This is a genomic window from Nonomuraea salmonea, assembly GCF_042428605.1.
Taxonomy (GTDB): Bacteria; Actinomycetota; Actinomycetes; order Streptosporangiales; family Streptosporangiaceae; genus Nonomuraea; species Nonomuraea salmonea.
Genome location: NZ_JBHMCF010000042.1, coordinates 227279 through 253548 on the forward strand (window position 1 = coordinate 227279; position 26270 = coordinate 253548).

Here is a 26270-nt window from a genome sequence, read left to right on the forward strand (position 1 = left end):
CGGTACGGCCGGAGCCGCGGGCAGGAGTCGCGGAGGCGGGGAGAGGGCGCCTCCAGCAGGACGTGCCGCCGACCCGGAATCGGTGGGGCGATCCGATGACCGAGAAGTGCTGGTTGCCGCGTGTCTACCTGGATCAGGTCCCTTCGTCCCTTCGACGCGCCCGCCGTACGGACGGTGAACGGGTGCACCATCGACCTCCGCGAGGCGGAGCGCTTCATCAGGCTCTACCACGCCGAGCATCCCTCGGCCGGCGGTCTGCAGGCCAGGCTCCGTGACGTGGCCAGAGACGTGGCCCGTTACGGGACCTACACACACACGTACGAGGAGCTCGAGTTCGGCGCCCGGGTGGCCTGGCGCAACAGCAACCGCTGCATCGGCCGGCTGTACTGGCGCTCGCTCAAGGTGCGCGACCGCCGGGAGGTGAGCACGGCCGAGGGGTTGGCGCTGGAGTGCGTGGCGCACCTGCGCGCGGCCACCGGCTCCGGCGCGGGTGCGCAGGCCCCTGCGGGGAAGATCAGGCCGACCATCACCGTGTTGCCGCCTGACACGCCCGCGCTGCGCGGGCCGCGGATACTCAACGACCAGCTCATCCGGTACGCCGGTTACCGGACCAGGGACGGCGTCGTCGGTGACCCGGCGAACGTGGCGCTCACCGAGGCCGCGCAGGCGCTGGGCTGGCAGGGCAGGGGCGGCAAGTTCGACGTGCTGCCGCTGATCATCCATCCGGGCCGGGGCAGGCCGCTGCTGTGCAACCTGCCGGGTGACGCCGTGCTGGAGGTGCCGCTGACGCATCCCGAGTATCCGTGGTTCGAGGAGCTGGGGCTGCGCTGGCACGCCGTACCGGCCATCTCGAACATGTGCCTGGAGATCGGCGGCCTGTGCTACCCGTGTGCGCCGTTCAACGGCTGGTACATGGGCACCGAGATCGGCGCCCGCAACCTGGCCGACGCGGACAGGTACGACCTGCTCCCCGTGGTGGCCGGGCGGCTCGGCCTGGACACCTCCTCCGAGCGCTCGCTGTGGCGCGACCACGCCATGGTGGAGCTGAACGTGGCGGTGCTGCACTCGTTCGAGCGGGCGGGGGTGACCATGACCGATCATCACACCGAGTCGCGCCGCTTCCTCACCCACCTGGAACGGGAGGAGAAGGCGGGCCGGGTCTGCCCGGCGGACTGGTCGTGGATCGTGCCGCCGATGTCCGGCAGCGCCACCCCGGTCTTCCACCGCTATTACGACACCCGTGTCCTCACCCCCGCCTTCGTCCACCACGACTGAACCTTGCCTTCCGCGCCTAGAACATGGTTCTGTTGGGGGCATGGCGGAACTCGTGCTCTCCACGCTCGACGACCAGGGCGTGCTGACCCTCACCTTCAACCGGCCCGAGACGCTCAACGCGTGGACCGGCGCGCTGGGCCGGCGCTACTTCGACCTGCTGGCGGAGGCGGAGGCGAATCCCGGCGTGCGGGTGGTGGTGGTCACCGGCGCGGGCAAGGGGTTCTGCTCCGGCGCCGACTTCAAGACGCTGAGCGCCATCCAGAGCGGCGCGTACGACGAGGTGCCCGACCCGCGCCCGAACACGTACCCGACGACGGTCCGCAAGCCGATCATCGCGGCCGTCAACGGGGCCTGCGCGGGGCTCGGGATGGTACACGCGCTGGTGTGCGACCTGGTGTTCACCGCCGAGGAGGCGAAGTGGACGACGGCGTTCGCGCGCCGGGGGCTGGTCGCCGAGTACGGGCTGTCGTGGGTGCTGCCCCGGGTGATCGGGCAGCAGCGGGCGATGGACATCCTGCTGTCGGGGCGGGTGTTCACCGGCAAGGAGGCGTACGAGCTGGGGCTGGTCAACCGGGCGGTGCCGGGGGAGTCGCTGATGGAGGAGGTGCTGGCGTACGCGAGGGAGCTGGCGGTGCACAGCTCCCCGGCGTCGCTGGCGGTGATCAAGCGGCAGGTCTGGCACGACTGGGAGGCCACCCTCGACGACGCGGCCAAGACGGCCACGCACGAGATGATGGCCTCGTTCGGGCGGCCCGACTTCGCGGAGGGCGTCGCCAGTTTCCTGGAGCGCCGCCCCCCGAACTTCCCGCCGCTCTGAAAGCCGCCCTGAAAGCCGCCCTGAAAGCCGCTCCGAAAGCCGAGCTGAGCGGTCAGGCGATGCGGTGGGCGCCCTGGGCCGGGGTGGCCGGCAGGAAGCGCGGGGCCTGGTAGCCGCGCTCGGCGTAGGCGGCCGACACCGACTCCTGCACGCTCTCCAGCCGCTCGACCGGCACCAGCGCGATGGCCGAGCCGCCGAAGCCGCCGCCGGTCATCCGCGCCCCGCGCGCCCCGCCCTTGAGCGCGGCCTCGACGGCGACGTCTAGCTCGGGCGACGACACCTCGTACAGGTCCCTGAGCGACAGGTGCGAGGCGTTGAGCAGGGCGCCGATCTCCGTGACGGCGCCCGCCCGCAGCAGGCCGACGAGGGCCTCGACGCGGTGGTTCTCGGTGACGACGTGCTCGGTGCGCTTGCGCTCGTCGCCCTGCAGCTGAGCCAGCGCGCCGGCCAGGTCGGTGACGTCGCGCAGGGCGGGCACGCCGAGCTTGCGCGCCGCCGACTCGCACTCGGCGCGGCGCTTGGCGTATTCGCCGCCGGCGTGCTCGTGGTGCACCTGCGTGTCGATGATGAGCAGGCTCAGGCCGTGGGCGGCCAGGTCGAACGGGATGGAACGGGAGCCGAGCGAGCGGCAGTCGAGGAACAGGGCGTGCCCCTCCTCGCACAGGGCGGAGGCGGCCTGGTCCATGATGCCGCAGGGCATGCCGACGAAGTCGTTCTCGGCCTTCTGGCTGAGCAGGGCCAGCTCCATGGGCGTCATGCCGAGGCCGTGCACGTCGTTGAGCGCGGAGGCGACGGCCACCTCCAGGGCGGCGCTGGAGCTCAGCCCGGCGCCCTGCGGCACGTCGCCGTCGATGGCGATGTCGGCGCCGGCGACGCGGTCGCCGAGCATGGCGAGGACGCCGACGACGTAGCGGGTCCAGCCGCGCGACTCCTCGCGGGTCTCCATGACGACGGGCTCGCCGTCGGCGGACTGGAGGGACAGCAGGCGGACGACGCCGTCGGCGCGCGGGGTGAGCGCCGCCGTGAGGCCCCACGGCACGGCGAAGGGGAGCACGAAGCCGTCGTTGTAGTCGGTGTGCTCGCCGATCAGGTTGACGCGCCCCGGCGCACGCCAGACGGTCTGCGGGGACGCGCCGAAGGCGGCACGAAAAGCTTCAACAACGCGCATGATCCAACACTCCTCAACAAGGACCCGTCCGTAGACTAGCGCCATGGAGGAGTTCCTGGATCCAGCGCTCGGCCAGGTCCGGGTCTTCCTGCGGCACGACGACAACAAGCCGCGCAAGCTGAAGTACAACCTGGGGCACGCGCGGGTGCTGACGTTCGGGGGCGCGTACTCCAACCACATCAGGGCGGTGGCCGAGGCAGGGGCGCGCCACGGCATCGAGACGATCGGCGTCATCAGGGGCGAGGAGCACCTGCCGCTCAACCCCGTGCTGGCCCGCGCCGCCGCCTGCGGCATGACGCTGACCTACCTCGACCGCGCGGCCTACCGGCGCAAGGACACCGAGGAGGTGCTGGCGGGGCTGCGCGCGCGGTGGGGCGAGGACGTCGCGATCCTGCCCGAGGGCGGCAGCAACGCGGCGGCCGTACGCGGGTGCGCGGAGCTGCCGGGCGAGATCGAGGACGACTACGACGTCATCTGCTGCCCGGTCGGCACCGGCGGCACCCTGGCGGGCATCGCGGCCGGGCTGCCCGAGGGGCGGCGGGCGCTGGGCTTCGCGGTGCTCAAGGGCGCGGGGTTCCTGGAGGGCGAGGTGGCCAGGCTGCAGCGGGAGGCGTACGGGCGTGTCTCGGGCAACTGGTCGATCGACCTCGGCCACCACTTCGGCGGCTACGCCCGCACCACGCCCGAGCTGGAGGCGTTCGCCGCCCGCCACGGCTTCGAGCGGATCTACGTGGCCAAGATGATGTACGGCATCCTCGCCCTCGCCCGCCAGGGCGCCTTCGCCCCCGGCACCCGCGTCGTCGCGGTGATCACCGGTCAGCCCTCCACGCCGGTCGAGGTGTGCGGCGCGCCCACCGGCTTCGACTCGGGCGAGCCGCGCTGGCGCAGATAGATCGACAGCACCACCATCGACAGCACGGCCAGCAGCTCCGACTGCCAGTTCTGCAGGCTGCGGTCCCAGAACTCGCCCGAGGTGACGTACGAGCCGTACGAGACCGGGTCACGCAGGTCGCCCAGCCGCTCGGCGTTGTAGGCCGCCTGCCCGGCCACCGACTGCGCCAGCCACGACAGCAGGAAGATCAGCCCCATCACCAGCCCGAGCGAGTTGCTGAACAGCCACAGGCGCAGCCCTTTCGCCCTGGCCCAGCGCGGGGAGTCCGGATCCGCGTGACGGCCGACGCGCTGGTCCTCGTCGGATTCGGCGCCCGCCCTGTCCAGCTCCTTCGACTCGGGCGAGCCCTTCTGTACCAGCCACACGGTGAGCATGATGAACAGGAAGAACTGCAGGTACTCCGACTGCCAGTTCTCGGCCACGTCCACGGCGTAGGACGAGGAGGCCACGTACGACAGCAGCGACACCGGCTCGCCGCCCTGGGCCACCTGCTCGTCGTTGTAGTGGAACATGCCCGCCACCGCCTGCCCCGCCACCGCCAGCAGGAACAGCACGAGGAACGTCAGGGCCAGCGAGTTCTCCTTGATCCACTTCACAGTCTCGACCACCCCAGGACGAAGAACCAGGCCAGGCCGGCCACGATCAGCAGCAGGGTCAGCGTGAACATCGTGCGCATCAGCCGTCCACCTCACAGTCGTACGGCAGGTCGCCGGCCGGTTCGCAGCCCGCGGCCTTGACCCGCCAGCCGTCCGCGTAGCGGTGCAGGAAGAGCGTGTCGCCGCGCAGCCGTACCTGGGCCTCCTCGCCCCACACGCTCACCCCGGTGACGGCGCCGCCGGGGCCGAGCCGCAGCTCGCGCAGGGCGGTGGCGCAGCTCTGGCCGGGGTCGGGCAGCCTGTCCGCGGTCTGTCCGGCGAGCAGGGCGCACGCGGCCTCCTCCTGGTGGGCGGAGAGCGCGGCGTGGAACCGTTCGGCGGTACGCGCCGGGGCCGCCGTGTCCACGGCGCAGCCGGTCAGCCCGATGGCCAACGCCAGCACGATCACCATTCTCATGGCGTGCCGCTACCCACAGGAGGATCACGCATGCGGAGGGTCAGCTCAGCTGGTCGAGCACCGGGGCGACGAGGGCGTTGAGCTCGCGGGCCAGCACGGTCACCGCGCGGTGGGCGCGCCGCTCGACGTCGTCGTGCGGGCCCTCCGGCTCGGGCGGCAGGTCGTCGAGCGGCAGCGGCGCCTCGACCAGCAGGGACGCGCGCAGGAAGGGCACCCGGGCGAGGTCCTGCTGGCTGGGCTCGACGTACTGGCCGAAGGTCTCCTGCCAGTCCGTCCAGCCGCGGTCGCGCCACCAGGCGCGGGAGCGGCGCAGCTCGTCGGGCAGCGGGGAGACGATGCGGACGCGGGCGTAGAGTGTGCCGTCCCAGGTGTTGCGGTGGCAGGTGGCCTCGAGGACACGGCGGTCCCAGCGGACGTAGCCGGGCGTCAGGGACGGCGGCGTGGCCAGTTCCCACGCCGTGCAGGCGAACCGTACGGGCGCGATGTCCCCCCACTCGAAGCCGTCGAGGTTCTTCCGCACGTGTACGGCATAGCGCCCATCACGGTCTCTGTCGAACTCCTGATCGATCCAGAACGCTCTGCCCATGAGCACTACGCTACGGCGCTCCCCGCCCTCCTCGCGGGCGGACCTGAGATCTCGAATCGCCGTGTGACGCCGGTGACACATGTGTAGCTTTTTCACATTGTCCGATGACCTTGGAGTGAGTATGGCGTCAGAGCAGCTGGATGCGGCCATGAGCCACTGGAGAGCCGGAGATCTCGACCAGGCCGCCGTGCTGTTCAGGCAGATCGCGGCGACGGGGGATCCGGAGGCGTCCCATCTGCTGGCCGGTTTGCTGCAGGAGCAGGGGGATTTGGACGGCGCCGAGGCTGCGCACCGCTCGGTGATCCAGTCAGGGGACCCGGTGTTCGGGCAGCGTTCCGCGATGGCGATGGGGATGATGCTCGTCAACGCCAAGGAGTGGGCGGCGGCGCACCGCGTGCTGATGATCGCCTCCGACGGCGCCGACTTCGAGGTGGCGGCGCTCGCCGACACGGCCCTGGTGCTGGTGTGCACGCAGCTCGGCGACGCGCCGGGCGCGCAGGAGGCGCTGGAGCGGGCCCGCAGGTGTGACAGCCCCGCCGTGGCCGAGCTGGCCGCCCGGCTGGAACTGCCCGAGATCCCGGTCGCGCAGGCGCCGCCGCACGAGCTGTACGCCGCCGCCGAGGACGAGGACGACTATCGTGCCCTGCTGACCTGCGGCGACCCCGGGGTGGTGTCGCTGGCCGCGTTCCAGCTCTATCGGATCTACGCCGACGCGGGCGACTTCGACCAGGCCCGCGCCGTGTGCGAGCACGCCATCGCCGTCGGCCACCCCGACCACCTCGCCATGGCGCACAACCTGCTCGGCGCGGTGCTGGTCGACCTCGGCGAGTACGCCGAATCGGCCGCCGCCTACCGCGTCGCCGCCGAGCACCCCGACCCCGACGTCCGGCTGCCCTCGCTCATCGAGCTGGCCAAGGTCACCGCGCAGCTCGGCGACGACAAGGAGACCAGGGCGATCTTCCAGCGGGTGATCGCCAGCGGCCACCGCGAGCACGCCATGCAGGCCCAGGCGTGCCTGGCCCAGCTGCACACCGAGGCGGGGGAGAGCGACGCCGCGCTGGCCGCGATCAGGACCGTGCTGGAGGCGGGCGACGGCGAGTGGTCCTCGGTCTGCGTCACGCTGCTCGGCATGCTGCTCGAACAGCAGCCCGAGGTGCACGACGAGGCCATGGAGCTGGCCCTGCTGGCGGCCGGGCACGCCGACCCCGACACCGCGTTCAAGGCCACGCTGCTGCTGGAGCACGACGCCAGGCGGCAGCCGCCCGCCGACCCGGTGACCGAGCAGGCGCTCAACGACGTCGACGACGGCCTCGCGCGGCTGCGCGACGGCGACCTCGCCGGGGCCCGGCTGCTGCTGCGCAGGGCCGCCGACTCCGGCGTGCCCGTCCAGGCGCCGCGCGCCATGCTCGCGCTGGCCTGCGTCGAGCTGCGCGACGGCGACCCCGAGCAGGCCGACGAGCTGCTGACGTACGTGGCCGAGGGCGACGACGTGCCGCAGGGCTTCCAGGCGGCGGTGCTGCTCGAACTGCTGCGCGCGCCGGGTGACGAGCCGCATCCCGTGCTGGGCGCCCTGCTCGACCATCACTGGCTGGGCAGGGAGGAGGGCCTGCGCGCCTACCGGGCCGCCACCGAGCACCTCGCCCCGGCCGTCGCGGCGCTCGGCACCGCCGTGTTCGCGCACGTGCTGGTCTCCAGCGGGTACGACGCCTCCGACGCGGCCGAGCTGTTCCTGTCGGCGGCCGGCGGCGGCGACCCGCTGGCGCTGTCGTACGCGGCCGTGCTCGGCAAGGAGGTGCTGAGCGACCGGCGGCAGGCCACCGAGCTGCTGGAACGTGCACTCGCCGAGGGGCATCCCGCGCTGGCCCCCTGGGTGGGCGCCACGCTCGGCGCGGTCGTGGCCGACGACGATCCCGGATCGGCGCGGGCGGCGTACGAGAAGGTGCTCGCGGGGCCGCACCGCGGGCTGCGCGTCGAGGCGGCGCTCGCGCTGACCGAGATCTACGAGCGGCAGGGCGACCTGCTCGCCGCCTGCCGGCTGCACGAGCGGATGGTCGCCGAGGGCACGCCGGAGCACGCAGTGCTGCCGCTGGCCGTCACCCGGCTCAGGCTGGACGACCTGGCGGGCGCGCGGGCCGCGCTGGAGCACGGGACCGACCCGCTCAGCGCGTTCGGGCGGCTGGTGCTCGACCGGGACTTCGACGCCGCGGCCCGCGCGATGCCCGAGGGCGAGGCGTGGTCCGTGGTGACCCGGCTGGCCATCAGGTGCGCGAACGCCTGGCAGCACGCCAGGGAGATCGATGCGGCCGACGGCGTCCTGGCGATGGTGGTCGAGTCGGGGCATCCGAAGCTGCGCCGCTACGCCGCCTGCCTGCTCGGCGCGCTGCGCGTCGACGCGCGTGACCCGCGCGGAGCGGTCATGGCGTACCTCGCGGCGCTGGGGGAGGACGACGAGCTCGACCGGCTGGGGCTGCGCGAGGCCGGGGAGCTGCTGCACGGCCTCGGGGAGCACGCCGACGCCGTGGAGGTGCTCTCCCGCCTGCCCGCCGACGACCGCGACGCGGCCCTCCTGCTCGGCCGGTCCCTCGTGGACCTCGGGCGGGTGCCCGAGGCCGTGGAACGGCTGACGGCGGCGTTCGGCGCGGACGGCCGCGTGCTGGTGGCCCAGCACCTGCACGAACGCGGCGACACCCGAGCCGCCCTCGCGACTCTGATCGGGGCGGGAGAGGAGCCCTCCCTGGTCACGGGAGCCTCCCAGGCTCTCGGCCAGGACGGAGAGCCCGGCACCTTCCCGGCCGCCGCTTCCGTCGCGGAGGTGCCGCGGGTGCCGGAGACGGCTGAGGCGGAGCGGTTGCTCGGGGTGCTGCTGGCCGGGACCGGGGAGCTGGAGGCGGCCAAGGCGGCCTTCGAGCGCGCGGCCGCGCTCGACCCGGACTCCGAGCCGGAGACCATGCTGGCCGCCGGGCGCAGCCTGCGGGCGGCGGGGGACGACGACGCGGCGCGGTTCGCGCTGGAGCGGGCCGCCGCCGACGAGGACGGCCTGGACGGCGCGACGGCCCGCCACCTGCTCGGCAGGGCCGCCCCCGACGAGCTGCCGTGGGTGCTGGACGCCGAGGGCGACCGGCCCGGAGCGGAGGCGGCGCTGGCCGAGCTGACCGGTTCGCGGCCGCTCGCGGCGCTGCTGCTCGCGCTGCGGGACGGCGACGTGGCGCGGGTGCCCGACCTGCTGGCCGCGTTCCCCGAGGGCGCCGAGCGCGACGCGGCCGTGACCCATGCCCTGGACGCGGCGGCGGAGCTGGACGACGACAAGGCGGAGGCGCTGCTGCGCGTGCTGGCCGCCGAGGGCGACCCCACGGCCGCGTTCGAGCTCGGCGCGCTGCTCGCCAGGAACGGCGACCACAGCCTGTCCGAGGTGTACCTGCTGCGGGCCACCGAGCACCCGGATACGGCGCCCGTCGCCTGGCACGACATCGCGGTCGTCCGTCACCACCGCGGCGACCTGGACGGCGCGGTCGAGGCCGCCATGGCCGGCCTGCCCGGCACCGGTCAGCTGGCCGCCGAGCTGCTCAGGGAGCGCGGCGAGCCGCGGCGGGCCCGCGAGGTGCTGGCCGAGGCGGCGGCGGGCGGCGACCTGGAGTCCCGCCGCAGGCTGCTCTCCACGCTGGTCCGGGACGAGGACTACGACGCCGTGGAGGCCGAGGCGAGCCTGGCGATGGCGAGCGGCGACCCGGAGACCGTGGGCATGGGCCACTGGGCGTTGGGCGCCTCGCTGGCGCTCAGGGGCCGCAGGGAGGAGGCCGCCGCCGTGTTGGTCCGGGGCGTCGAGGCCGCGCCGGACGGGCGGGCCGCCTCGATGCGGGTGGACCTGGCCGGCGTCCTGGAGGAGCTGGGCGACCGCGAAGGGGCCGAGCGCGAGCTGCGGCTCGTGGCCGGCTCGGGTCACGAGGCGGCGGCGGGCCGGGCGGGGATGCGGCTGGGCGTGCTGGCGTACGAGGACGGCGACATCGACGCCGCCGCCCGCGCGTTCGCCCCGGTGCTCGGCACCCCCGTGGACGAGTTCGCCGAGGAGGCGCTGACCGGGCTCGCCCAGGAGGCGAGTGAGCGCGGCGAGCACGCCCTGGCCCTGCGGGTGCTCGCGCTGATGGGCGAGCGCGCCGCCGAGCCGGCCCGCGCGCTGGGCGGCCGGTGCGGCGACCCGGACGCGGTGCCCGGCTACTTCGCGCTGGCGGGGACGGGCCCGTACGCGGAGCTGGAGGCGGCCCAGCGGCTGGCCGAGCTGGGGGAGACGGGCCGGGCGCGGGAGACGTACGAGCGGCTGAGCAGGGACGAGGACCCCGACGTGCGGTTCCTCGCGGACGGCCGGCTGCTGGAGCTGCTGGACGCCGACGGCGACGCCGAGGCCGTCTACTCCCTGGCCGCGCGGCAGGCGGGCGACGCGGACAGCCCGGCGCGCGGCGTGTTCGGCGGGCTGCTCGGCATCCTGCAGGAGCAGCAGGGCGACATCGAGGCGTCGCTGCGCACGCTGGAGGACGCGGCGCGGGACGGCGATCTGACCGCGCTGACCCTGTACGCGCAGACGCTGGTGGAGTCGGGCCAGGTGGACGCGGGCCGGCAGGTCTACCTCCAGGTCATGGAGGCCGGTGACGCCGACCTGGCGGTCCGGGCGATGCTCGCGCTCGGGCAGACGTACCACGACGAGGACGCGCTGCGGGCACGCGCCTGGTACCGCAGGGCGGTCGAGGAGGGCGAGGGGCACAACAGCGCGCTGGGCGCCATGTTCCTGGGCGCGCTGGCCAAGCGCGAGCGCGACTATCCCGAGGCGCTGAACTGGTACCAGCGGGTGATCGACTCGGGCGATCCCGAGTCGGGGCTGGCCGCTGCGCACCTGGGCGAGCTGTGCTACTGGCTGGGCGACCGCGACGGCGCGCTCCGCTTCTACGAGCTGACGCTGGGGCTGAGCGAGCAGGACGAGCTGGTCGCCGAGGCCGCCTGCCGCATGGGCGAGATCCGGTTCGAGCGCGGCGACCTGGAGCTGGCCCGCCGCCTGCTGGTCAGGGTGGTCGAGACCGGCGACCCGTCGTTCGCTCCTGAGGCGGAGGCGCTGCTGAGCAAGCTCGCTTGAGAGTTGCCGACAATTAAATGACCGGATAGCCTCATTTGGTCAAACAAATGAGGTGATTTCGGCATGGCCAGGACAGGACGGCCACCGCAGGATCCCGCGCGCCGGCTCGAACGGGCGCACCGGATCCTCGACGCCGCCACGGAGCTGATCCTGCGGTGGGGCTACGACAAGACCACGATCGACGACGTCGCCCAGCGCGCCGGCGTCGCCAAAGGCACCATCTACCTGCATTGGAAGACCCGCGACGAGTTGTTCACCGCCCTGCTGCGGCGCGAGCGGGTGCGCCTGGTCGCCGAGGTGCGCGAGCGGGAGCCGGCCGCGCCGGGCGAGCTGTTCGGCCTGTTCGCGCTGGCGCTGCTGGGCCGGCCGCTGATGCGGGCCGTGCTCAGCGGCGACTCCGAGGTGCTCGGCAAGCTCACCCGCCGCAAGCACGACAGCGGGCCGCGGCTGCCGCCCGGCGGGCCGCTCGACGCGTACGCGGAGGAGCTGGCCGAGATCGGCGCCATCGACGGCGACCCGCGCGAGCAGGTGGTCGTCATCACCTCGATCGTCTACGGTTTCCTGTTCCTGCCGGGCGTCAAGCCGCCGGACGAGCGGATCGCCGAGCTGGTCACCACCGCCATCGAGCGGACGCTGAGCCCCGGCGGGCCACTGCCGCCCGGCGGCGAGCAGGCCGTCGCGCGCGCCACCCGCCGCTTTCTCGACGCCATGACCGAGGCCGCCCAGCAGAAGCTGGCGCTCTCCCTAGAGGTATGACGTGCGTGCCGTGCTCCCCCTCGACGACCCCGCCGCCGACCTCGCCACCGCCGGGGGCAAGGGCGCGTCCCTGGCCCGGCTGAGCAGGGCCGGGCTGCCCGTGCCGCGCGGGTTCCACATCACCACCGACGCCTACCGGGCCTTCGTCGCCGGGTTCCGCGACGAGATCCTCTCGGCCGGCGACCCGGACGCGATCCCCGCGCTGTTCGCCGCCCACGACGTGCCGGACGAGCTGGCCGGGCAGATCCTGCGCGCCTACGCCGGCCTCGGCGACGACGTGCCCGTCGCCGTGCGCTCGTCCGCCACCGCCGAGGACCTGCCGGGCATGTCGTTCGCCGGCCAGCAGGACAGTTATCTCAACGTCAGGGGCCAGGACCTGCTCGACGCCGTACGGCGGTGCTGGGCCTCGTTATGGAACCCCCGCGCCATCGCCTACCGCGACCGGCACGGCGTGCCGCACGACGACGTGGCGCTGGCCGTGGTCGTCCAGGAGCTGGTGGACGCCGACGCGGCCGGCGTGCTGTTCACCGCCGACCCGGTCACCGGCGACCGCGAGGCGACCGTGATCAACGCCTCCTGGGGGCTGGGCGAGGCCGTCGTCGGCGGGCAGGTCACGCCCGACGTGATCACGGTGCGCGGCGGCCGGGTGGCGGAGGCGCGTACCGGTGACAAGAAGGTCATGACCGTGCGGACCGCCACCGGCACCGAGGAGCGCCCGGTGCCCGAGCCGCGGCGCGAGGCGCCCGTGCTCGACGACGCCGAGGCCGGGACGCTGGCCGGGCTCGGCGCCCGCATCCAGGCCCTGTACGGCGTCCCCATGGACGTCGAGTGGGCCAGGCGCGACGGCGCGTTCGCGATCGTCCAGGCCCGGCCCATCACCGGCCTCACCACGCCCCTGGAGGAGTGGAACGACAGCCTCAAGGGCGACCACCTGTGGACCGGCGGCAACCTGGGCGAGGCCATCCCCGACGTGATGACCCCCATCACCTGGTCGTACGTCCGGCTGTTCATCGCCGAGGCCATGTCGGCCAGCACCCTGCCCGGCTTCGACCTCGTCGGCAACATCGGCGGCCGGTTCTACATGAACCTCAGCGTCGTCCACGCCGTCGCCGCGGCCATCGGCGTCAAGAGCCTGCTCGGCGCGGTCGAGCAGGTCTTCGGCAAGCTGCCGCCCGGCCTGGAGGTGCCGCTGGTCGGCCTGTCACGGTGGCAGATCGTCAAGCGGGTGCTGCCGGTGGCCGTGGGCATCAGGCTCAGGGTCCGCCGCAACCTGCGCGGCATGCCCGCGTTCCTCGCCGCCTCGCCCGCGCGGTGCGAGGAACTGCGCGGCCGCGTCGCCGCCGCCGCGACCGCCGCCGAGCTGGCCGAGCTGTGGGAACGCGAGCTGCGCCCGCACGCGGTCACCGCCTTCCAGATGCTGGAGGCCGCCGGGCGGCAGGGCGGCGCCACCCTCGTCATGACCCGGCACCGCCTCTACAAGCTCGTGGGCGAGATCGACGCCGAGGCCATGCTGACCGGCGTCAACGCCGACGGCGAGCTGGCCAGCATGGGCCTGCTCACCGGCCTGTCCAGGCTGGCCGCGGGGGAGATCGGCAGGGACGAGTTCGCCCGCGCGTACGGGCATCGCGGCCCCCACGAGTTCGAGGTGTCCATCCCGCGGCCCGGCGAGGACCCCGCGTGGATCGACGCCCAGCTCGCCGGCGTGGGCGACCTGCGGGCCGGCACCGAGCAGCTCCTAGAACGCCAGCGCGCCGCCAGGGACGAGGCGTGGGCCCGCTTCGCCCGGCGCCACCCCCGCAAGGAGGCCGCGATGCGGGCGCGGGTGCGGCGGTGGAACGCCGTCGTCCGCGACCGGGAGGCCGCCCGGTCGGAGTCGGTCCGCGCGTTCTGGGTGCTGCGCGCCTTCGCCGTACGGGCGGGGGAGCTGACCGGCGCCGGCGACGACGCCTTCTTCCTCCACCTCGACGAGCTGCTGCGCCTCCTGCGCGGCGACCGGTCCGTCCTGGAGAAGGTGCCGGCCCGGCGGGCCACTTATGAGCGGTACGCCGCCCTGCCGCCCTACCCGGTGCTGATCGTCGGCGCCTTCGACCCCGTACGCTGGGCCGCCGACCCCGCCCGCCGCGCCGACCTCTACGACGCGCGCGGCCCCGCCGCCCCCGTGAGCGACACCGTCACCGGCTTCCCCGGCGCGCCCGGCGTGGTCGAGGGCGTCGCCCGCGTGCTCGCCGGCCCCGAGGACGGCGACCGGCTCAAGCCCGGCGAGATCCTCGTCACCACGCTCACCAACGTCGGCTGGACCCCGATGTTCCCCCGCGCCGCCGCCGTGGTCACCGACATGGGCGCGCCCCTGTCGCACGCCTCCATCGTGGCCCGCGAGCTCGGCATCCCCGCCGTCGTCGGCACCGGCAACGCGACCATGCGCCTGCGCGACGGCGACCGCATCAGGGTGGACGGCGAACGCGGCACCGTCGAGCTGCTGGAGTGAAAGTCCCCGTCAAGTCGCTCGCACCGGCGCCCGGAATCTGGTCCCTTGCCTGCTCATGTTCGTTCGTCGTGGTCCGTGGCGAGGACGGTGGCGGCGAGGTAGCCGGGGCCGTCCTTGACGACGTGGGCGAGCATGTCGTTCCTGAAGATCGGGTCGTTGGTGTTGAAGGTGTCCCTGGGCTGCTGGTGGCCGAGATAGGCGGGCGTGGCGAGCACCTGGCTGTTCAGTTTCTCGTCGAACATGATCTCCGTGCACAGGGCTCGCTGGTCCTCGACCATGACCATCACGTGGACGTGCACCGTGCGGCCCGGGTACCAGCCTGGCCAGATGGTGGTGAAGCGGACGATGCCGTCGCGGTCGGTGAGCTGGACGCCGCGCAGGTAGCGGCGCCGGTCGGACGGGGTGAGGTCGGTGAAGACCGTTCCCGGCCTGACCCGGACCTTGTCGCCGCCGGTCAGCACGTCTCGTGACTGCGTCTCCGCGCCGGAGTAGAGGCCGCCCGCGTCGCAGTGCCAGACCTCCACGGCGGCGCCGGGCAGGGGCCGGCAGGTGCCGCCGTCCTGGACCTTGAGCGCCAGCCGCAGCCGTACGCCCTGGCGGTCCTCGCGCAGGTCACTGCGGACGGAGCCGGTCTCGAAGTAGTACGGGCCCTGCTTGGTGCTGGGCGTCAGCCTGCACGTCTGCGCACTGGAGAGCAGCGCCTGAGCCTTGGCGTGCGTGTCGGAGTCGAACGCGGAGGCCGGGACGTCGGCCAGAGTGCCGGCGGCGCGGGGGTCGCCCGCGGTCAGGAGGCCGCCGAGGCCGAGCGAGCCGATGCCGGTGATGAGTCGTCGCCGGCTGACCCGCCGGTCCTGGTGATCGTGTGCCACGGGAAGTTCCTCAAGGTCAGGAGCTACTGTTCGGAATCTCTCACGACGCGGGGCGACTCGCCGGGCACGCCACGCGACCCGTTCCACCGCCTTTGACCTGCGCAAACGCACCGAACACCATCTCCGAGCAGCCACACGCAACCGAAACCCTCTTCGGCGTCGTGGAAGCCGCGGTACTGGACCGGCAGCGCGTGCGCGCCCTTGACGTCACCCCTGGCACGGGCGCACCATCTCCAGCATCGGAGTAGTTGCTTCCTTACTTTTGGTGACGGAGCGTGCCGTCATGGGGCAAGCTGCTGTCACACTCCCCGGCCGGATGGGTGGCGATCACGATGGCAGGCAAGTGGCAGGCGGGCAATCTCCCACCCGAGCTGACCAGCCTGGTCGGCCGCCGCGCCGAGCTCGGCCAGGTGCGTACGGCCTGCCGGCGATCCCGCCTGGTGACGCTGACCGGCGTCGGAGGCGTCGGGAAGTCACGCGTGGCGCTGCGCGCGGCGGCCGAGCTGCGGGCCGAGTTCGGCGGCGGCGCCTGGCTGGTCGACCTGTGCACGCTGCGCGACGGCGGCCTCGTGCCGCACGCGGTCGCCGGGGCGCTGCGGCTGTCCGACCAGACGGCGCGCCCCATGCCCGAGGTGCTGACCGAGCACCTGTCGGGGCGTGAGCTGCTGATCGTCCTCGACGGCTGCGAACATCTCGCGGGCCCCTGCGGCGAGGTCGTGGCCGCGCTGCTCGACGCCGTGCCGGGGCTGCGCGTCCTCGCCACCAGCCGCCGCCCGCTGGAGGTCGCGGGCGAGACGCTGGTCATGATCGAGCCGCTGGCCGTCCCGCCCGCCGGCACGACGGCGCCGGCGGGCGGCGCGGTGACGCTGCTCGCCGAGCGGGCCGCCGAGACCGTTCCCGGCTTCGACCTGGGCAAGGAGAGCCAGGAGGCCGTCGTACGGCTGTGCCGCAGGCTCGCAGGCATCCCGCTCGCGATCGAGCTGGCCGCCGCCCGGCTGCGCACCCTGCCCCTCGGCTACCTCGCCGACCGGCTCGACGATCGCTTCGCCGCGCTCGGCGCCGACCCCGCGGCCCCCGATGACCCGTCGTGGCACCAGGCGCTGCGCACCGCCGTCGGTTGGAGCCACGAGCTGTGCGAGCCCGCGGAGCGGCTGCTGTGGGCGCGGCTGTCGGTGTTCGCGGGTGACTTCGACGCCGAGGCCGCCCGCCAGGTCTGCGCCGACGAGCGGCTGCCGGAGAGCGACGTCGGGCTGCTGCTCGACGCTCTGGCGGAGGACTCCGTGCTGACCTGGCTGCCGACCGGCGCGGGCGAGCGTTACCGCATGCTCGACACGCTGCGCGAGTACGGCGCCCGCCGGCTGCGCGACCTCGGCGAAGAAGAGCGCTTCAAGCAGCGCCACCGCGAGCATTACCTGGCGCTGTCCATCAAGGGTGCCGCCGGCTGGCTCGGGGCCGGCCAGCTCTCCTGGTACGACCGCATGGTGGGCGAGCACGACAACCTCCGCGCCGCCCTTGACGTCGCGCTGTCCGCCGACGACGGCCGTCCCGCTCTTGAGCTGGCCGGCGTCCTGGCCTTCTTCTGGTACGGCTGCGGCCACGCCAAGGAGGGCCGCCACCACCTCCGCCAGGCCCTCGCGCGGGCCCGCCGCCCCGAACCCGCCCTCATCCAGGCGTTGTGGGCCGACGGCCTCCTGGCCGCCTCGCAGGGCGACGCGCAGAGCGCGGAAGAACGAGCCACGCAGATCGCCATGGTCGCCGGCGACCTCCACGCGACCATCCCTCCGGCCCCCGGCGACGTGCCCGCGGCTCCCGCTGAGGAGCCCGCGGCCCATGGCGATCTCTCCGCGGCGCACAGGCGTGCCGCTCCGGCCTCCGCAGGCGGGTTCACCGCCTATGAGCAGGTCGGGCACGTCGAGATCTACGCCGCCGTCTGCGCCAGGGCGCTGCGATCGGCGGTCGGGGTCATCCGAGGTGACCTCGCTCAGGTCCTGGCCGAGTCGGAGCCCGCCTACCAGGACCGGTGGAACGACGAGCCGCCCACCATCGCCGGCCTGCTGGCGCTGCTCTGCCGGGCTCACGCGCTGACCGTGGCCGGGCGGCTCGATGAGGCCGTCACCGTCCTCGACGACCTGCGTGCGCTGTGCGACGGGCGCGGCGAGCAGCTCATGCGCTCCCACGGTGACTTCCTGCGCGGGCAGGCCGAGCTGGGCGGCGGACGGTTGGCCGCCGCCGTCCGCTACGGGCAGGCCGCGTTACGGACCAAGCGGCGGCTGCACGACACGTTCGGCATCGGGCTGACCGTCGACCTGCTGGCGCTGGCGGCCGGCGCGGCCGGTCACTCCCTGCGCGCGGCCCGGCTGCTCGGGCTGGCCCAGCGGGTGTGGAGCAACCACGGGCAGGCGCAGGCCAGCGTGCCCGAGTGGGTGGCGGCGCGGAGGGCGTGCGAGGCGCAGGCCAGGGCCGTCCTCGGCGACAACGCCTACGCGGCGGCGTACCGGACCGGCTATGACAGCGACGTCGACGCGGGCATCGCCTACGCACTCGAACCGGAGGGCGAGGGCCTGCCCAACAGCGGCCCTCACCCCTGACCACAGGTCTCAGCGCTGGTGGGTCGGGCGGATGATCAGCTCGTTGACGTCCACGCCGGGCGGCTGGCCGATGGCGTACGCGATGGCGCCGGCGACCGAGTCCGGGGAGATGGTGTGGGCCCGGTAGGTGCGCATCTTCTCCCGCGCGCCCGGGTCGGTGATGGAGTCGGCCAGCTCGGACTCCACGACGCCGGGCGAGATCGTGGTGACGCGGATGGCGGGGTCCAGCTCCAGGCGCAGGCCCTCGGTGATGGCGCGGGCGGCGTACTTGGTCGCGCAGTAGACCGCGCCCGTCGGCACCACCTCGTACGCGCCGGTCGAGGCGATGGTGACGAAGTGGCCGGCGCCCTGCCGCTGGAAGTGGGGCAGCGCGGCGGCGATCCCGTGCAGCAGGCCGCGCACGTTCACGTCGATCATCCGGTCCCACTCGTCCACCAGCAGCGCATCCAGCCGGGACAGCGGCATCACGCCGGCGTTGTTGACGATCACGTCGAAGCGGCCGTACCGCTGGGCGACCTCGTCGGCGAAGGCGGTGACGTCCTGGCGGTCGGTGACGTCCAGCCGCCGCACGTCGGCAGTGCCGCCGTCCGCCTCGATGGCCTTCGCGACCTCGGCGAGCCGGTCCTCGCGGCGCGCGCCGAGCACCACGATGTGGCCGTCGGCGGCCAGGCGGCGCGCGGTGGCCTCGCCGATGCCGCTGCTCGCGCCGGTGATGAGAACGATCTTGCTCATGCTTCCTCCTTGGTGCCGGCCGGGTGGTCGGCCGGGTAGTCGGCGCTGAGCGTCAGCTCGCGCCAGGCGTCGAAACCGGCCTTGAGCGTGGTGAGCCGGGCGGTGGCGACGTCATAGGCGGCCTTGCCGAGCAGCAGCCGCAGCGGCGGCTCAGGCGACTCGACCGCCGTGATGATCGCCGCGGCGGCCCTGTCGGGGTCGCCTGGCTGGTGGCCGTAGGTGGCCAGGGTGGACGCGCGCCGGGCGCCGGCCGTGTCGTCGTAGTCGGCGATGCGGGTCTCGGACTGCCGCATCGAGGGCCCCGACCAGTTCGTACGGAACCCGCCCGGCTCCACGATCGTGACCTTGATGCCCAGCGGCCCCACCTCGGCCGCGAGCGACTCCGAGAGCCCCTCCACGGCGAACTTGGTGGCGTGGTAGTAGCCGGTCGCCCCGAACGCGGCCAGCCCGCCCAGCGACGAGATGTTCACGACGTGGCCGGTGCGCCGGGCGCGCATGCCGGGCAGGACGGCCTTGGTGACGTCGACCAGGCCGTGCACGTTCGTCTCGAACAATGCTCTGACCTGGTCGTCCTCGCCTTCCTCCAGGGCGGCGAGATAGCCGTACCCGGCGTTGTTGACCAGCACGTCGATGCCGCCGAACTCGGCCTCCGCCGCCTTCACCGCCCGCTCGACCTGGTGCCGGTCGGTGACGTCGAGGGGCAGGGCGAGGGCGCGGCCCGGGTGCGCGGCCACCAGGCCGGCCACCTGCTCGGGCGAGCGGGCGGTGACCACGGCGCGGTGACCGCGGTCGAGCACGGCGGCGGCGAGCGCCCGGCCGAGGCCGGTCGAACAGCCGGTGATGAACCAGACAGGGGTGTGATCGTTGCTCATGACAGGTGATGACTCCGATGATGTGTGATGTCCCGGTGGGCGTGCGTCATCGCATCGCGGGCATGCCGGGATGGCGCGACGGCGGTCGCGCCGATGCGTACGTGGATCAGACGGTCAGGCGGTGAGGCTGCCCAGCAGCGAGAGGCGTTCCTCCGACGGGCTGCCAGGATCGGCCTGGTAGACGACGAGCTGCTGGCCGGGCGCGCTGTTCACGGTCAGCGACTCGTAGTGCAGGATCAGCTCGCCGACCAGCGGATGGTGGAAGCGTTTGGTCTCGTGGGTCTTCTGGCGGATGTCGTGGCGGGCCCACAGCTCGCGGAACGCGGCGCTCTTCAGCGACAGCTCACCGACCAGCTCGACCAGCTCGGGGTCGTCGTAGTCGGTGCCGATGGACGAGCGCAGCCCGCCCACGGTGTTGGCCGCCACCCGGTCCCAGTCGGGGTAGAACGTGCGCGCGTCGGGGTCGAGGAACACCAGCCGCATCAGGTCGTCGCTGTAGGTGTGCCCCGCGAACAGCGCCTCGCCGAGCGTGTTGGCGGCCAGCACGGTCATGCGGCGACCCAGCACCACGGCGGGCGTGTGCGGCCAGGCCGCCATCATGCGCAGCAGGGCGTCGCTCACCCGCTCGGGGCCCTGGGACGATCGGCGGCTCTCGATGGCGGGGTGGGCCAGCCGGTGCAGGTGGGCCGCAGCGTCGTCCTCCAGCTCCAGCGCCCTGGCCAGGGCGTCCACCACCTGAGCGGACGGGTGCCGCTCGCGGCCCTGTTCGAGGCGGACGTAGTAGTCGGTGCTGACCCCGGCCAGCCGCGCCACCTCCTCGCGGCGCAGCCCCGCCACCCGCCGGCGCGCGCCGACCGGCATGCCGAGGTCTTCGGGTTGGAGCAGCTCGCGGCGGGCCCGCAGGAACTGCCCGAGCAGGTTCTCCGTGTCCATGCCCTCCAGGCTAGGCCAGGAACCCGCTGTTCAGGGGCCCTGAGGGTGGGCGGGAAACTCCCACCCTCAAGAGCCTCCTCAGCGCCGGCCCGCGCAACGTCGGGGAGCGCGGCAATCTGGACGGTCGCCGAGAAGCCTCACCTCGTCGATGAGATGCAGTGAGACCGTGCTTCTGCCGCGATATTGCTGCAACAAGCGGTTGCGGCCGGTTTCCTAGGGACAGGGCGGGGTGAAGGGGAGGCCGGGAAGGTGGCGGGCCCATTCCTCGCGGGTGATCGACGTGCCGGCCGACTCGCAGACGCGGGCGCTCGCCTGCTCGGCGTTCAGCCCCCAGAGCTGCACGGCGCTGCCCGACGTGCCGGCCAGCACGGTGCCGTCAGGCCCCGGCACGGCGTCCAGCACCGGGCGCTGCCCCGCGAACACCGCCCACAGCGCGGGGCCGGCCGGATCGACGACGTCCCACACGCGCACGGTCCTGTCGTCGGAGGCCGTGACGAGCCTGCGGTCGTCGGCGGCGAACGCCACCGCCGCCACGTCGCCGTCGTGGCCGGTCAGCTCCGCCAGGCGGCGGGGGGAGGCGGGGTCGGAGACGTCCCAGAGCCGGGCCGTGCCGTCGGACGACGCCGTGGCCAGCGTCTCGCCGTCGTGGCTGAACCGCACACCGAGCACCTGGCCGGCGTGCGCGGTGAACGTGGCGGCCGCTTTGGGGCGGGCCGGCTTGGAGACGTCCCAGAGCCGTACGGACGAGGTGCCGGAGCCGGTCGCCACCAGCTTGCCGTCAGGGCGGAACGCGGCGGCCCGCAGCCGGGCGTCGGCGGGCCCGAGGTAGGCGAGGCGCACGGGCGCGGCCGGCGCGGCGACGTTCCACAGCGCGGCCCGGCCGTCGGTGGCGATGGTCAGCACCGTACGCTCGTCGGCGCCGTACGCGGCCGAGCGGATGCCCCCGGTGATCGCGCCGAGCAGTTCGGGCGTGGCGGGCGAGGAGACGTCCCAGAGGCGGGCGGTGCCGTCGCGCGAGGCCGTGACCAGGCGGCTGTCGTCGGGGCTGAACGCGGCCGTCAGCACCGGCTCGGTGTGGCCGGACAGCGTGGACTGCGGGGTGACGGCGGCCGGGTCGGAGACGTCCCACAGCATGACGGTCTCGTCGTCGGAGGCGGTGGCCAGCGTGGTGCCACCCTTGGAGATCGCCACGGCGTTCACCTCGTCGGTGTGCCGGGCGAGCCTGGCGCGGGGGGCGAGGCGGGCGGCGTCGGAGACGTTCCACAACCGGGCGACGCCGTCGGCCGAGGACGTCGCCAGCCGCCCGCCGTCGGGGCTGAACGCCACGCCCGTCACCGCGTCGGGTGAGCCCGCCAGGGTCGCCGCGAGCTCGGGCGCGGCCGGGTCCGCCACGCTCCACAGCCGGACATCGGCGTCGGCCGACGCGGCGGCCAGCAGGGCGCCGTCGGGGGCGAACGCGACGTCGTGCACCGCCGCGCCGCTTCCCTTCACGGCGCCGGCCAGCTCAGCGCCGGCGACGTCCCACAGCTCGACCGTGCCGTCAGCCGTGCCCGCCGCCAGGTTCCTGCCGTCGGGGGAGAAGACGACGCCGCGCACGCCGTCGTGCTGCGAGGTCAGCGTCGCCAGCGTGGCTGGGGCGGCGGGGGTGCGTACGTCGAGGATGGTGATCGTGCCACCGGCCGTCGCCAGCGCGGCCAGGCGGCCGTCGGGGCTGAAGACCGTCTCGGTGAAGTCGGCGTCCTGCCGGACGACCGACAGCGCCTTGGGCTTCTCCGTGTCGGCCGTGCTCCACAGCCGTGTCGTGCCGTCGGGCGAGGCGGTGGCGAGGACGTCGCCCTCCGGCGTGAACGCCACCGAGCCGACCGGCTCCTTGTGGCCCTTCAGCGTGGCCAGCGGGCGCGGGCGCGCGGTGTCGGAGACGTCCCACAGCTTGGCCGTGCCGTCGGCCGACCCCGTGGCCAGCACCTTCCCGTCGGCGGTGAACGCGACCGCGCGCACCCCGCCCGTGTGCCCCTGCACCACGCCCAGCGGCTTGGGCCGCAGCGGGTCGGCGACGTTCCACAACCGGGCGGTGGCGTCGCCCGACGCCGTCACGGTCACCCGGCCGTCGGGACGGTAGGCCACCCGCTCGACGGGGGCGGTGTGGCCGATCAGCCGCGCGCCGATCGGGCGGGAGAGCGAGCCCAGCAGCGCGCCGCGCGCCTCGGGCGTGGGGGACAGGCGGTAGGCCGCCAGCGCGAGCTGGGCGCCGAGCGAGGTGTCGCCCGTGCCGCTCGCCGCCGCCGCGACCTCCCGCGACAGCGCCTCGTCGCGCACCCTGGACGCCTCCGCCGCCCGCGCGTCGGCCCTGCCGCCCTGCACCACCGCGACGACGCCGCCCGCCGCCCCTGCCAGCACCAGCGCGCTGAGCACGGCGATGGCGCCACGCGCGACCAGCTTCCTGCGCTCCTGGCGCCGCCGCGACGCCACGAGGAACTCCCGCTCCTCCGCACTCACCTCCACCGCCGCCGGCACCCCCGCCGCGGCCCACCGCGCGACCCCCCGCCCCACCGGCTCGCCTTCCCGCAGGTCGCTGCGGGCGGTGACGGTCTCCGCGGTGGTGAGGCGGTCGTCGGTGTAGAGGTGGGAGGGGTTTCTGCCGTCCTCGCGCCACAGGGCGGCGTCCTCGGCCAGCCGGGCGCGTACGAGCAGGCTCGCCCGCCGCGACTCCGCCCAGCTCGCCAGCCGGGGCCAGCCCCGCACCAGCGCCTCGTGCACCAGCCGCGCCTCGTCGCGCTCGACGACGACCAGCCGCGCCCTGACCAGCTCGGCCAGCACCTGCCCAGGCACCGACTCGGGCCCCTGGCTCAGCTCGGCCACCGGCACCCGGCAGGGCACCGCGCCCGCCCGCTCGTCCACCCGCACCAGCCGCTCCAGCAGCGCCCGCGCCACCGGCTCCGACTCGGCGCCGAGCCGCCGCAGCGTCTCCTCGCCGCTCATCGCGATCGCCCGCGCCACCCCGCCGGCCGCGCGGTAGCCCTCCATGGTGAGCACCCCGCCGGTACGCCGCCGCCACGTCGCCAGCAACGCGTGCGACAGCCGCGGCAACTGGTCGTCGGAGACCCCGCGCAGGTCCTCCAGGATCAGCTCGGTCAGCCCCGGCTCGACGGCGAGCCCGGCCCGCGCGGCCGGCTCCTCGACGGCCCTGCGCACCCCGGCGGGCGACATCAGCGGCACGATCTCCGGCCGCCGCATCGACCCGAGCAGCCCGGGGTAGGCGGCGCAGCGCGCGAAGAAGTCACCGCGTACGGCGATCACCACCGCCGCCGATGCCGACAGCTCGGCCAGCGCCGCCACGAACCGCCGCCGCGCCGTCTCGTCCCCGCAGGCGGTGAACACCTCCTCGAACTGGTCCACCACCACCAGCGTCGGCCCGGGCAGCCCGCGCCGGGCCGCGCCGGGGTCGGACTCGATGATCGCCCGCAGGCGTACGGGATCGGCCCCGCCGAGCACGGCCAGCTCACCGGCCAGCGCCGCCGTCGGCTCCGCGCCGGGGGTCAGCACCACGCACCGGCCCACCTCGTCCTTGAGCGCGGGCAGCAGCCCGGCCCGCAGCAGCGACGTCTTCCCGCAGCCCGACGGCCCGGTGACGAGCAGCGGCCCGCCGGTCTCGAACGCCTGCCCCCCAAGCACCATCGGCGGCCGCGCCGCCCTGAGCGCCTGCCGGACCCGCGCGGCCAGCGACCGCGTCGCGTCCTCGCGCCCGGCGAACACCCCCGCCTGCTCCGGCCCGTACGCCACCAGCCCCCGGTAGGGGCTGCCGGGGTCGCCCGGCGCGCCCACCGGCCGCTGCCGCACCCGGGGCGCCGCGTGGGCCGGGTTCGCGGCCAGCGGCGGCAGCTCACGCAGCTCGCCCGCCTCCCGCCGGGGGCGCGGGAACCCGGCGGCGGGCAGTGAGCGGGCCAGGCGGTGGTGGGCGTGGTCGAGCGTGAACGCGGCCGGCCCCTCGGGGTCGCCCTCGTGCAGCAGCCGCAGCAGCCCGCCGCTGAGCGCGGTGTGCCGGACGCCGGGCAGCGCCCACGAGTTGGGATCGCGGCTCGACGACGCCAGCACGTAGGCGCCGGGCCAGGCCAGCGGCTGATCCATCGCCTTGGCGGGCACCGGCCGCCCGCCGCCGCTGAAGCAGCAGTCGAGCACCACCACGGCCGGCTCGGCTCGCGACCCGGCGAGGATGCGCCGCACCAGCGCGTACGGCAGCGCCTGATAGCCCGCGGTGCCCTCGAAGAGGTCGACGGTCGCCCCGGTGGCGAGATAGAGCTCGTCACCTGGCCCGAACAGGGCATGCCCCACGAAGTGGAACATCAGCACGCTCGTCGCCTCGCGCGCCGCCCGCTCCAGCGCCTCGCCCAGGTCTCCGGGCGTGGGCGGGTCGAGCAGCACGTCGAGCCGGTCGGGCGCCAGGTGCGCCCGCTCGACCAGGCAGCGGGCGACGTCGGTGAGGGTGGCGGCCACGGCGGGCGCCTGCGGCAGCCGGGACGCGGGCCGATGCGTGCCCGTGCCGGCCAGCAGCACCCGGGCCCCCGCGTCGGCCAGCAGCAACGGTGGACCGTTCCAACTGGAGTCGGGCACGAGCCGCGTCTTCTCGATCGTGGCTGCTGATTCGTCCTCGGTCATCCGGCGTTCCACCGCGCAAAGGCTTGTCGGGTTCGGCGTTCGTAGGATGCCAATGTACGCACGTCCGGGGCGGCCGTCGAGGGGCACGAACGGCCGCTCAGCCGCCGCTATCGCCGCATATTCGGGCAGATCATGACGGCATTCGGGGTCACCAGTTGGCGGGCAGCCCGGGGGTCGTCGCGGGCAGCCGGCGGCCCTGCGGATGGATCACGTACGCGACGCCGCCGCTGCTCGAACTCCGCAGCCACACGTTCTCGAACGCGGCCCGCGGGTAGACCCGCCGCACGGCCGCGTTGCTCGGCGAGGCCGGGTCGTTGGCGATCACGTCGCCGGTCTCGGTGAAGCCGACGACGACCATGAGGTGGCCGTCGGTGCCGTAACCCGCGCCCGGCAGCTCCTCCTTCTTGAACGACTGCGAGGTGACCACCGGAATGCCGGCGCCGATCAGCAGCTCCAGCTCCGTCAGCGAGCGCAGCCGGGTGATGAACCCGTCGAGGCCGTAGCGGCCCGCGTAGGCGGTGTTGAACGGCCAGTTGCCGGTGCCGTTGTAGGCGTGGTCGAAGGTGAAGCGGGCGGCGTGGTCGACCTCGGGGTTCGGGTCGGAGTCCTTGACCCAGGCGGTGTCCTGCGCGCTCGGCCAGGTGTCCCAGTAGCCCATGACCATCGTGGTCGAGGTCGGGCTGCACCACGCCTCGCCGCCGCCGTTCCACTCGGGGTAGTGGCCCTGGTGGATGTTCTGGGAACGGCGCGGCACGGCCAGCTCCTTGCCCCAGGCGCCGCCGCCTGGACTGACCGGCACGCTCGCGCGGCGCGGCACGTTGGAGCTCATCACGCCGGACGTCCGCACCCGCGGCGTCACCGAGGAGCCGGGCCGCCGGTAGAGGGTCAGCCGGAGCTGGTAGGCGCTGAGCGGCTTGCCGGCCGCCGCGACCAGCGTGTCCACCGCCACCTTCCCGTCGGCGTCGGACTGGCCGGACACCGAGGTGCGCAGCACGTCGCCCTCCGCGTACGACCAGCGGCCCAGGGAGTACCACCGGGTCAGCCCCTCGGCGTTCCTGCCCCTGGCCTCGACCTGCAGCCAGCTCCCCGGCGGCACGTCGGCCGTCCACGACGCGATCAGCTCGGTCGCGGGGAAGCCGATGACCTGCTCGGGCCCGGTCCAGCGGGCGTACTCCCACGTCTTCGTGCCCAGCGCGTCGGTGTGGGAGACGGTGCCCGCCGCCTCCTCGAACGCCAGCCCGCCCCCCGCCGTCGTGCCCGCCGTCGTGCCCTCGGCGGTGCCGGTGGTGAAGTCGGCCCGCTGGAACACCACGTCGGGGACCGCCGCGGCCGGTTTCGCCCCGGCCGGGGCGGCACAGGTCGTGACCAGGGCGAGAGTGGACAGGAACACGGTCAGCGCACGCATGGACCCCACCTTGCTGTGAAGGCGCTCGGTGGGGCCGACAGTATGCGCAGCGGGTGTGCCGAGCATC

Annotated in this window: 17 protein-coding genes; 7 read left to right on the plus strand and 10 right to left on the minus strand. The window is 74.2% G+C overall.

The genetic code is table 11. The features are described 5' to 3' along the window. The first annotated feature begins 120 nt into the window (after positions 1 to 120). A complete protein-coding gene (locus ACFFR3_RS39185) occupies positions 121 to 1275 on the plus strand; it encodes a nitric oxide synthase oxygenase (RefSeq protein WP_364368965.1) in 1155 nt (384 codons plus the stop codon). Between the two features lie 40 nt (positions 1276 to 1315). After that, positions 1316 to 2092 carry an enoyl-CoA hydratase-related protein gene (locus tag ACFFR3_RS39190; protein WP_364368968.1) on the plus strand — a complete coding sequence of 259 codons (777 nt, stop codon included), beginning with the start codon at positions 1316 to 1318 and terminating at the stop codon, positions 2090 to 2092. Between the two features lie 52 nt (positions 2093 to 2144). On the opposite strand, the gene galK is transcribed toward ACFFR3_RS39190, so the two are convergent. Continuing rightward, positions 2145 to 3260 carry a galactokinase gene (gene galK, locus ACFFR3_RS39195; RefSeq protein ID WP_345399465.1) on the minus strand — a complete coding sequence of 372 codons (1116 nt, stop codon included), beginning with the start codon at positions 3258 to 3260 and terminating at the stop codon, positions 2145 to 2147. A 43-nt stretch (positions 3261 to 3303) separates the two neighbouring features. Here galK and ACFFR3_RS39200 point away from each other — a divergent pair, with 43 nt between their 5' ends. After that, on the plus strand, positions 3304 to 4152 hold the full coding sequence (locus ACFFR3_RS39200; protein ID WP_364368971.1) for a 1-aminocyclopropane-1-carboxylate deaminase/D-cysteine desulfhydrase: 849 nt from the start codon (positions 3304 to 3306) through the stop codon (positions 4150 to 4152). Here the strand turns inward: ACFFR3_RS39200 and ACFFR3_RS39205 are convergent. The 3 genes from ACFFR3_RS39205 to ACFFR3_RS39215 all read right to left on the minus strand — a co-directional run bounded on the left by ACFFR3_RS39205 (position 4077) and on the right by ACFFR3_RS39215 (position 5791). Further along, entirely contained in the window at positions 4077 to 4760 is a 684-nt protein-coding gene (locus ACFFR3_RS39205) for a DUF6766 family protein (protein WP_345399471.1), read from the minus strand. The genes ACFFR3_RS39200 and ACFFR3_RS39205 overlap by 76 nt on opposite strands. Before the next feature lie 67 nt (positions 4761 to 4827). Beyond that, positions 4828 to 5205 (minus strand): hypothetical protein, encoded by a 378-nt coding sequence (locus tag ACFFR3_RS39210; RefSeq protein WP_364368974.1) that lies wholly within the window; start codon positions 5203 to 5205, stop codon positions 4828 to 4830. A 40-nt stretch (positions 5206 to 5245) separates the two neighbouring features. Next, complete coding sequence (locus ACFFR3_RS39215; RefSeq protein WP_345409628.1) at positions 5246 to 5791, minus strand: hypothetical protein; 546 nt, start codon at positions 5789 to 5791, stop codon at positions 5246 to 5248. 148 nt (positions 5792 to 5939) lie between these two features. On the opposite strand from ACFFR3_RS39215, the gene ACFFR3_RS39220 reads away from it, so the two are divergent. From ACFFR3_RS39220 to ACFFR3_RS39230, 3 genes are all read left to right on the plus strand, one after another. Beyond that, positions 5940 to 10910 (plus strand): tetratricopeptide repeat protein, encoded by a 4971-nt coding sequence (locus ACFFR3_RS39220; RefSeq protein WP_379484764.1) that lies wholly within the window; start codon positions 5940 to 5942, stop codon positions 10908 to 10910. A gap of 63 nt (positions 10911 to 10973) precedes the next feature. Then, complete coding sequence (locus tag ACFFR3_RS39225; RefSeq protein ID WP_345399483.1) at positions 10974 to 11666, plus strand: TetR/AcrR family transcriptional regulator; 693 nt, start codon at positions 10974 to 10976, stop codon at positions 11664 to 11666. A gap of 1 nt (position 11667) precedes the next feature. Further along, positions 11668 to 14151, plus strand: a complete 2484-nt coding sequence (locus ACFFR3_RS39230) for a PEP/pyruvate-binding domain-containing protein (protein WP_379484765.1) — start codon at positions 11668 to 11670, stop codon at positions 14149 to 14151. A 53-nt stretch (positions 14152 to 14204) separates the two neighbouring features. Here the strand turns inward: ACFFR3_RS39230 and ACFFR3_RS39235 are convergent, their stop codons facing one another. Then, complete coding sequence (locus ACFFR3_RS39235) at positions 14205 to 15020, minus strand: peptidase associated/transthyretin-like domain-containing protein (protein WP_364368983.1); 816 nt, start codon at positions 15018 to 15020, stop codon at positions 14205 to 14207. Between the two features lie 275 nt (positions 15021 to 15295). On the opposite strand from ACFFR3_RS39235, the gene ACFFR3_RS39240 reads away from it, so the two are divergent. Continuing rightward, on the plus strand, positions 15296 to 17608 hold the full coding sequence (locus ACFFR3_RS39240; protein WP_379484766.1) for an ATP-binding protein: 2313 nt from the start codon (positions 15296 to 15298) through the stop codon (positions 17606 to 17608). Positions 17609 to 17617: 9 nt separating this feature from the next. On the opposite strand, the gene ACFFR3_RS39245 is transcribed toward ACFFR3_RS39240, so the two are convergent. The 5 genes from ACFFR3_RS39245 to ACFFR3_RS39265 all read right to left on the minus strand — a co-directional run bounded on the left by ACFFR3_RS39245 (position 17618) and on the right by ACFFR3_RS39265 (position 26203). Continuing rightward, on the minus strand, positions 17618 to 18340 hold the full coding sequence (locus ACFFR3_RS39245; RefSeq protein WP_345399504.1) for an SDR family oxidoreductase: 723 nt from the start codon (positions 18338 to 18340) through the stop codon (positions 17618 to 17620). Beyond that, on the minus strand, positions 18337 to 19212 hold the full coding sequence (locus tag ACFFR3_RS39250) for an oxidoreductase (RefSeq protein ID WP_345399507.1): 876 nt from the start codon (positions 19210 to 19212) through the stop codon (positions 18337 to 18339). The genes ACFFR3_RS39245 and ACFFR3_RS39250 overlap by 4 nt, the downstream gene beginning before the upstream one ends. A 114-nt stretch (positions 19213 to 19326) precedes the next feature. After that, on the minus strand, positions 19327 to 20145 hold the full coding sequence (locus ACFFR3_RS39255; protein ID WP_345399510.1) for a helix-turn-helix transcriptional regulator: 819 nt from the start codon (positions 20143 to 20145) through the stop codon (positions 19327 to 19329). Between the two features lie 213 nt (positions 20146 to 20358). After that, on the minus strand, positions 20359 to 24798 hold the full coding sequence (locus tag ACFFR3_RS39260) for a caspase, EACC1-associated type (protein ID WP_379484767.1): 4440 nt from the start codon (positions 24796 to 24798) through the stop codon (positions 20359 to 20361). Positions 24799 to 24946: 148 nt separating this feature from the next. Then, on the minus strand, positions 24947 to 26203 hold the full coding sequence (locus ACFFR3_RS39265) for a C39 family peptidase (RefSeq protein WP_345399525.1): 1257 nt from the start codon (positions 26201 to 26203) through the stop codon (positions 24947 to 24949). Positions 26204 to 26270 lie beyond the last annotated feature (67 nt).

Bases quoted from the DNA above. Each gene is read 5' to 3' on its own strand.
- ACFFR3_RS39190 (WP_364368968.1), top strand. From the start codon at position 1,316: ATGGCGGAACTCGTGCTCTCCACGCTCGACGACCAGGGCGTGCTGACC.
- galK (WP_345399465.1), bottom strand. From the start codon at position 3,260: ATGCGCGTTGTTGAAGCTTTTCGTGCCGCCTTCGGCGCGTCCCCGCAG.
- ACFFR3_RS39200 (WP_364368971.1), top strand. From the start codon at position 3,304: ATGGAGGAGTTCCTGGATCCAGCGCTCGGCCAGGTCCGGGTCTTCCTG.
- ACFFR3_RS39210 (WP_364368974.1), bottom strand. From the start codon at position 5,205: ATGAGAATGGTGATCGTGCTGGCGTTGGCCATCGGGCTGACCGGCTGC.
- ACFFR3_RS39215 (WP_345409628.1), bottom strand. From the start codon at position 5,791: ATGGGCAGAGCGTTCTGGATCGATCAGGAGTTCGACAGAGACCGTGAT.
- ACFFR3_RS39220 (WP_379484764.1), top strand. From the start codon at position 5,940: ATGAGCCACTGGAGAGCCGGAGATCTCGACCAGGCCGCCGTGCTGTTC.
- ACFFR3_RS39225 (WP_345399483.1), top strand. From the start codon at position 10,974: ATGGCCAGGACAGGACGGCCACCGCAGGATCCCGCGCGCCGGCTCGAA.
- ACFFR3_RS39245 (WP_345399504.1), bottom strand. From the start codon at position 18,340: ATGAGCAAGATCGTTCTCATCACCGGCGCGAGCAGCGGCATCGGCGAG.
- ACFFR3_RS39250 (WP_345399507.1), bottom strand. From the start codon at position 19,212: ATGAGCAACGATCACACCCCTGTCTGGTTCATCACCGGCTGTTCGACC.
- ACFFR3_RS39255 (WP_345399510.1), bottom strand. From the start codon at position 20,145: ATGGACACGGAGAACCTGCTCGGGCAGTTCCTGCGGGCCCGCCGCGAG.
- ACFFR3_RS39260 (WP_379484767.1), bottom strand. From the start codon at position 24,798: ATGACCGAGGACGAATCAGCAGCCACGATCGAGAAGACGCGGCTCGTG.
- ACFFR3_RS39265 (WP_345399525.1), bottom strand. From the start codon at position 26,203: ATGCGTGCGCTGACCGTGTTCCTGTCCACTCTCGCCCTGGTCACGACC.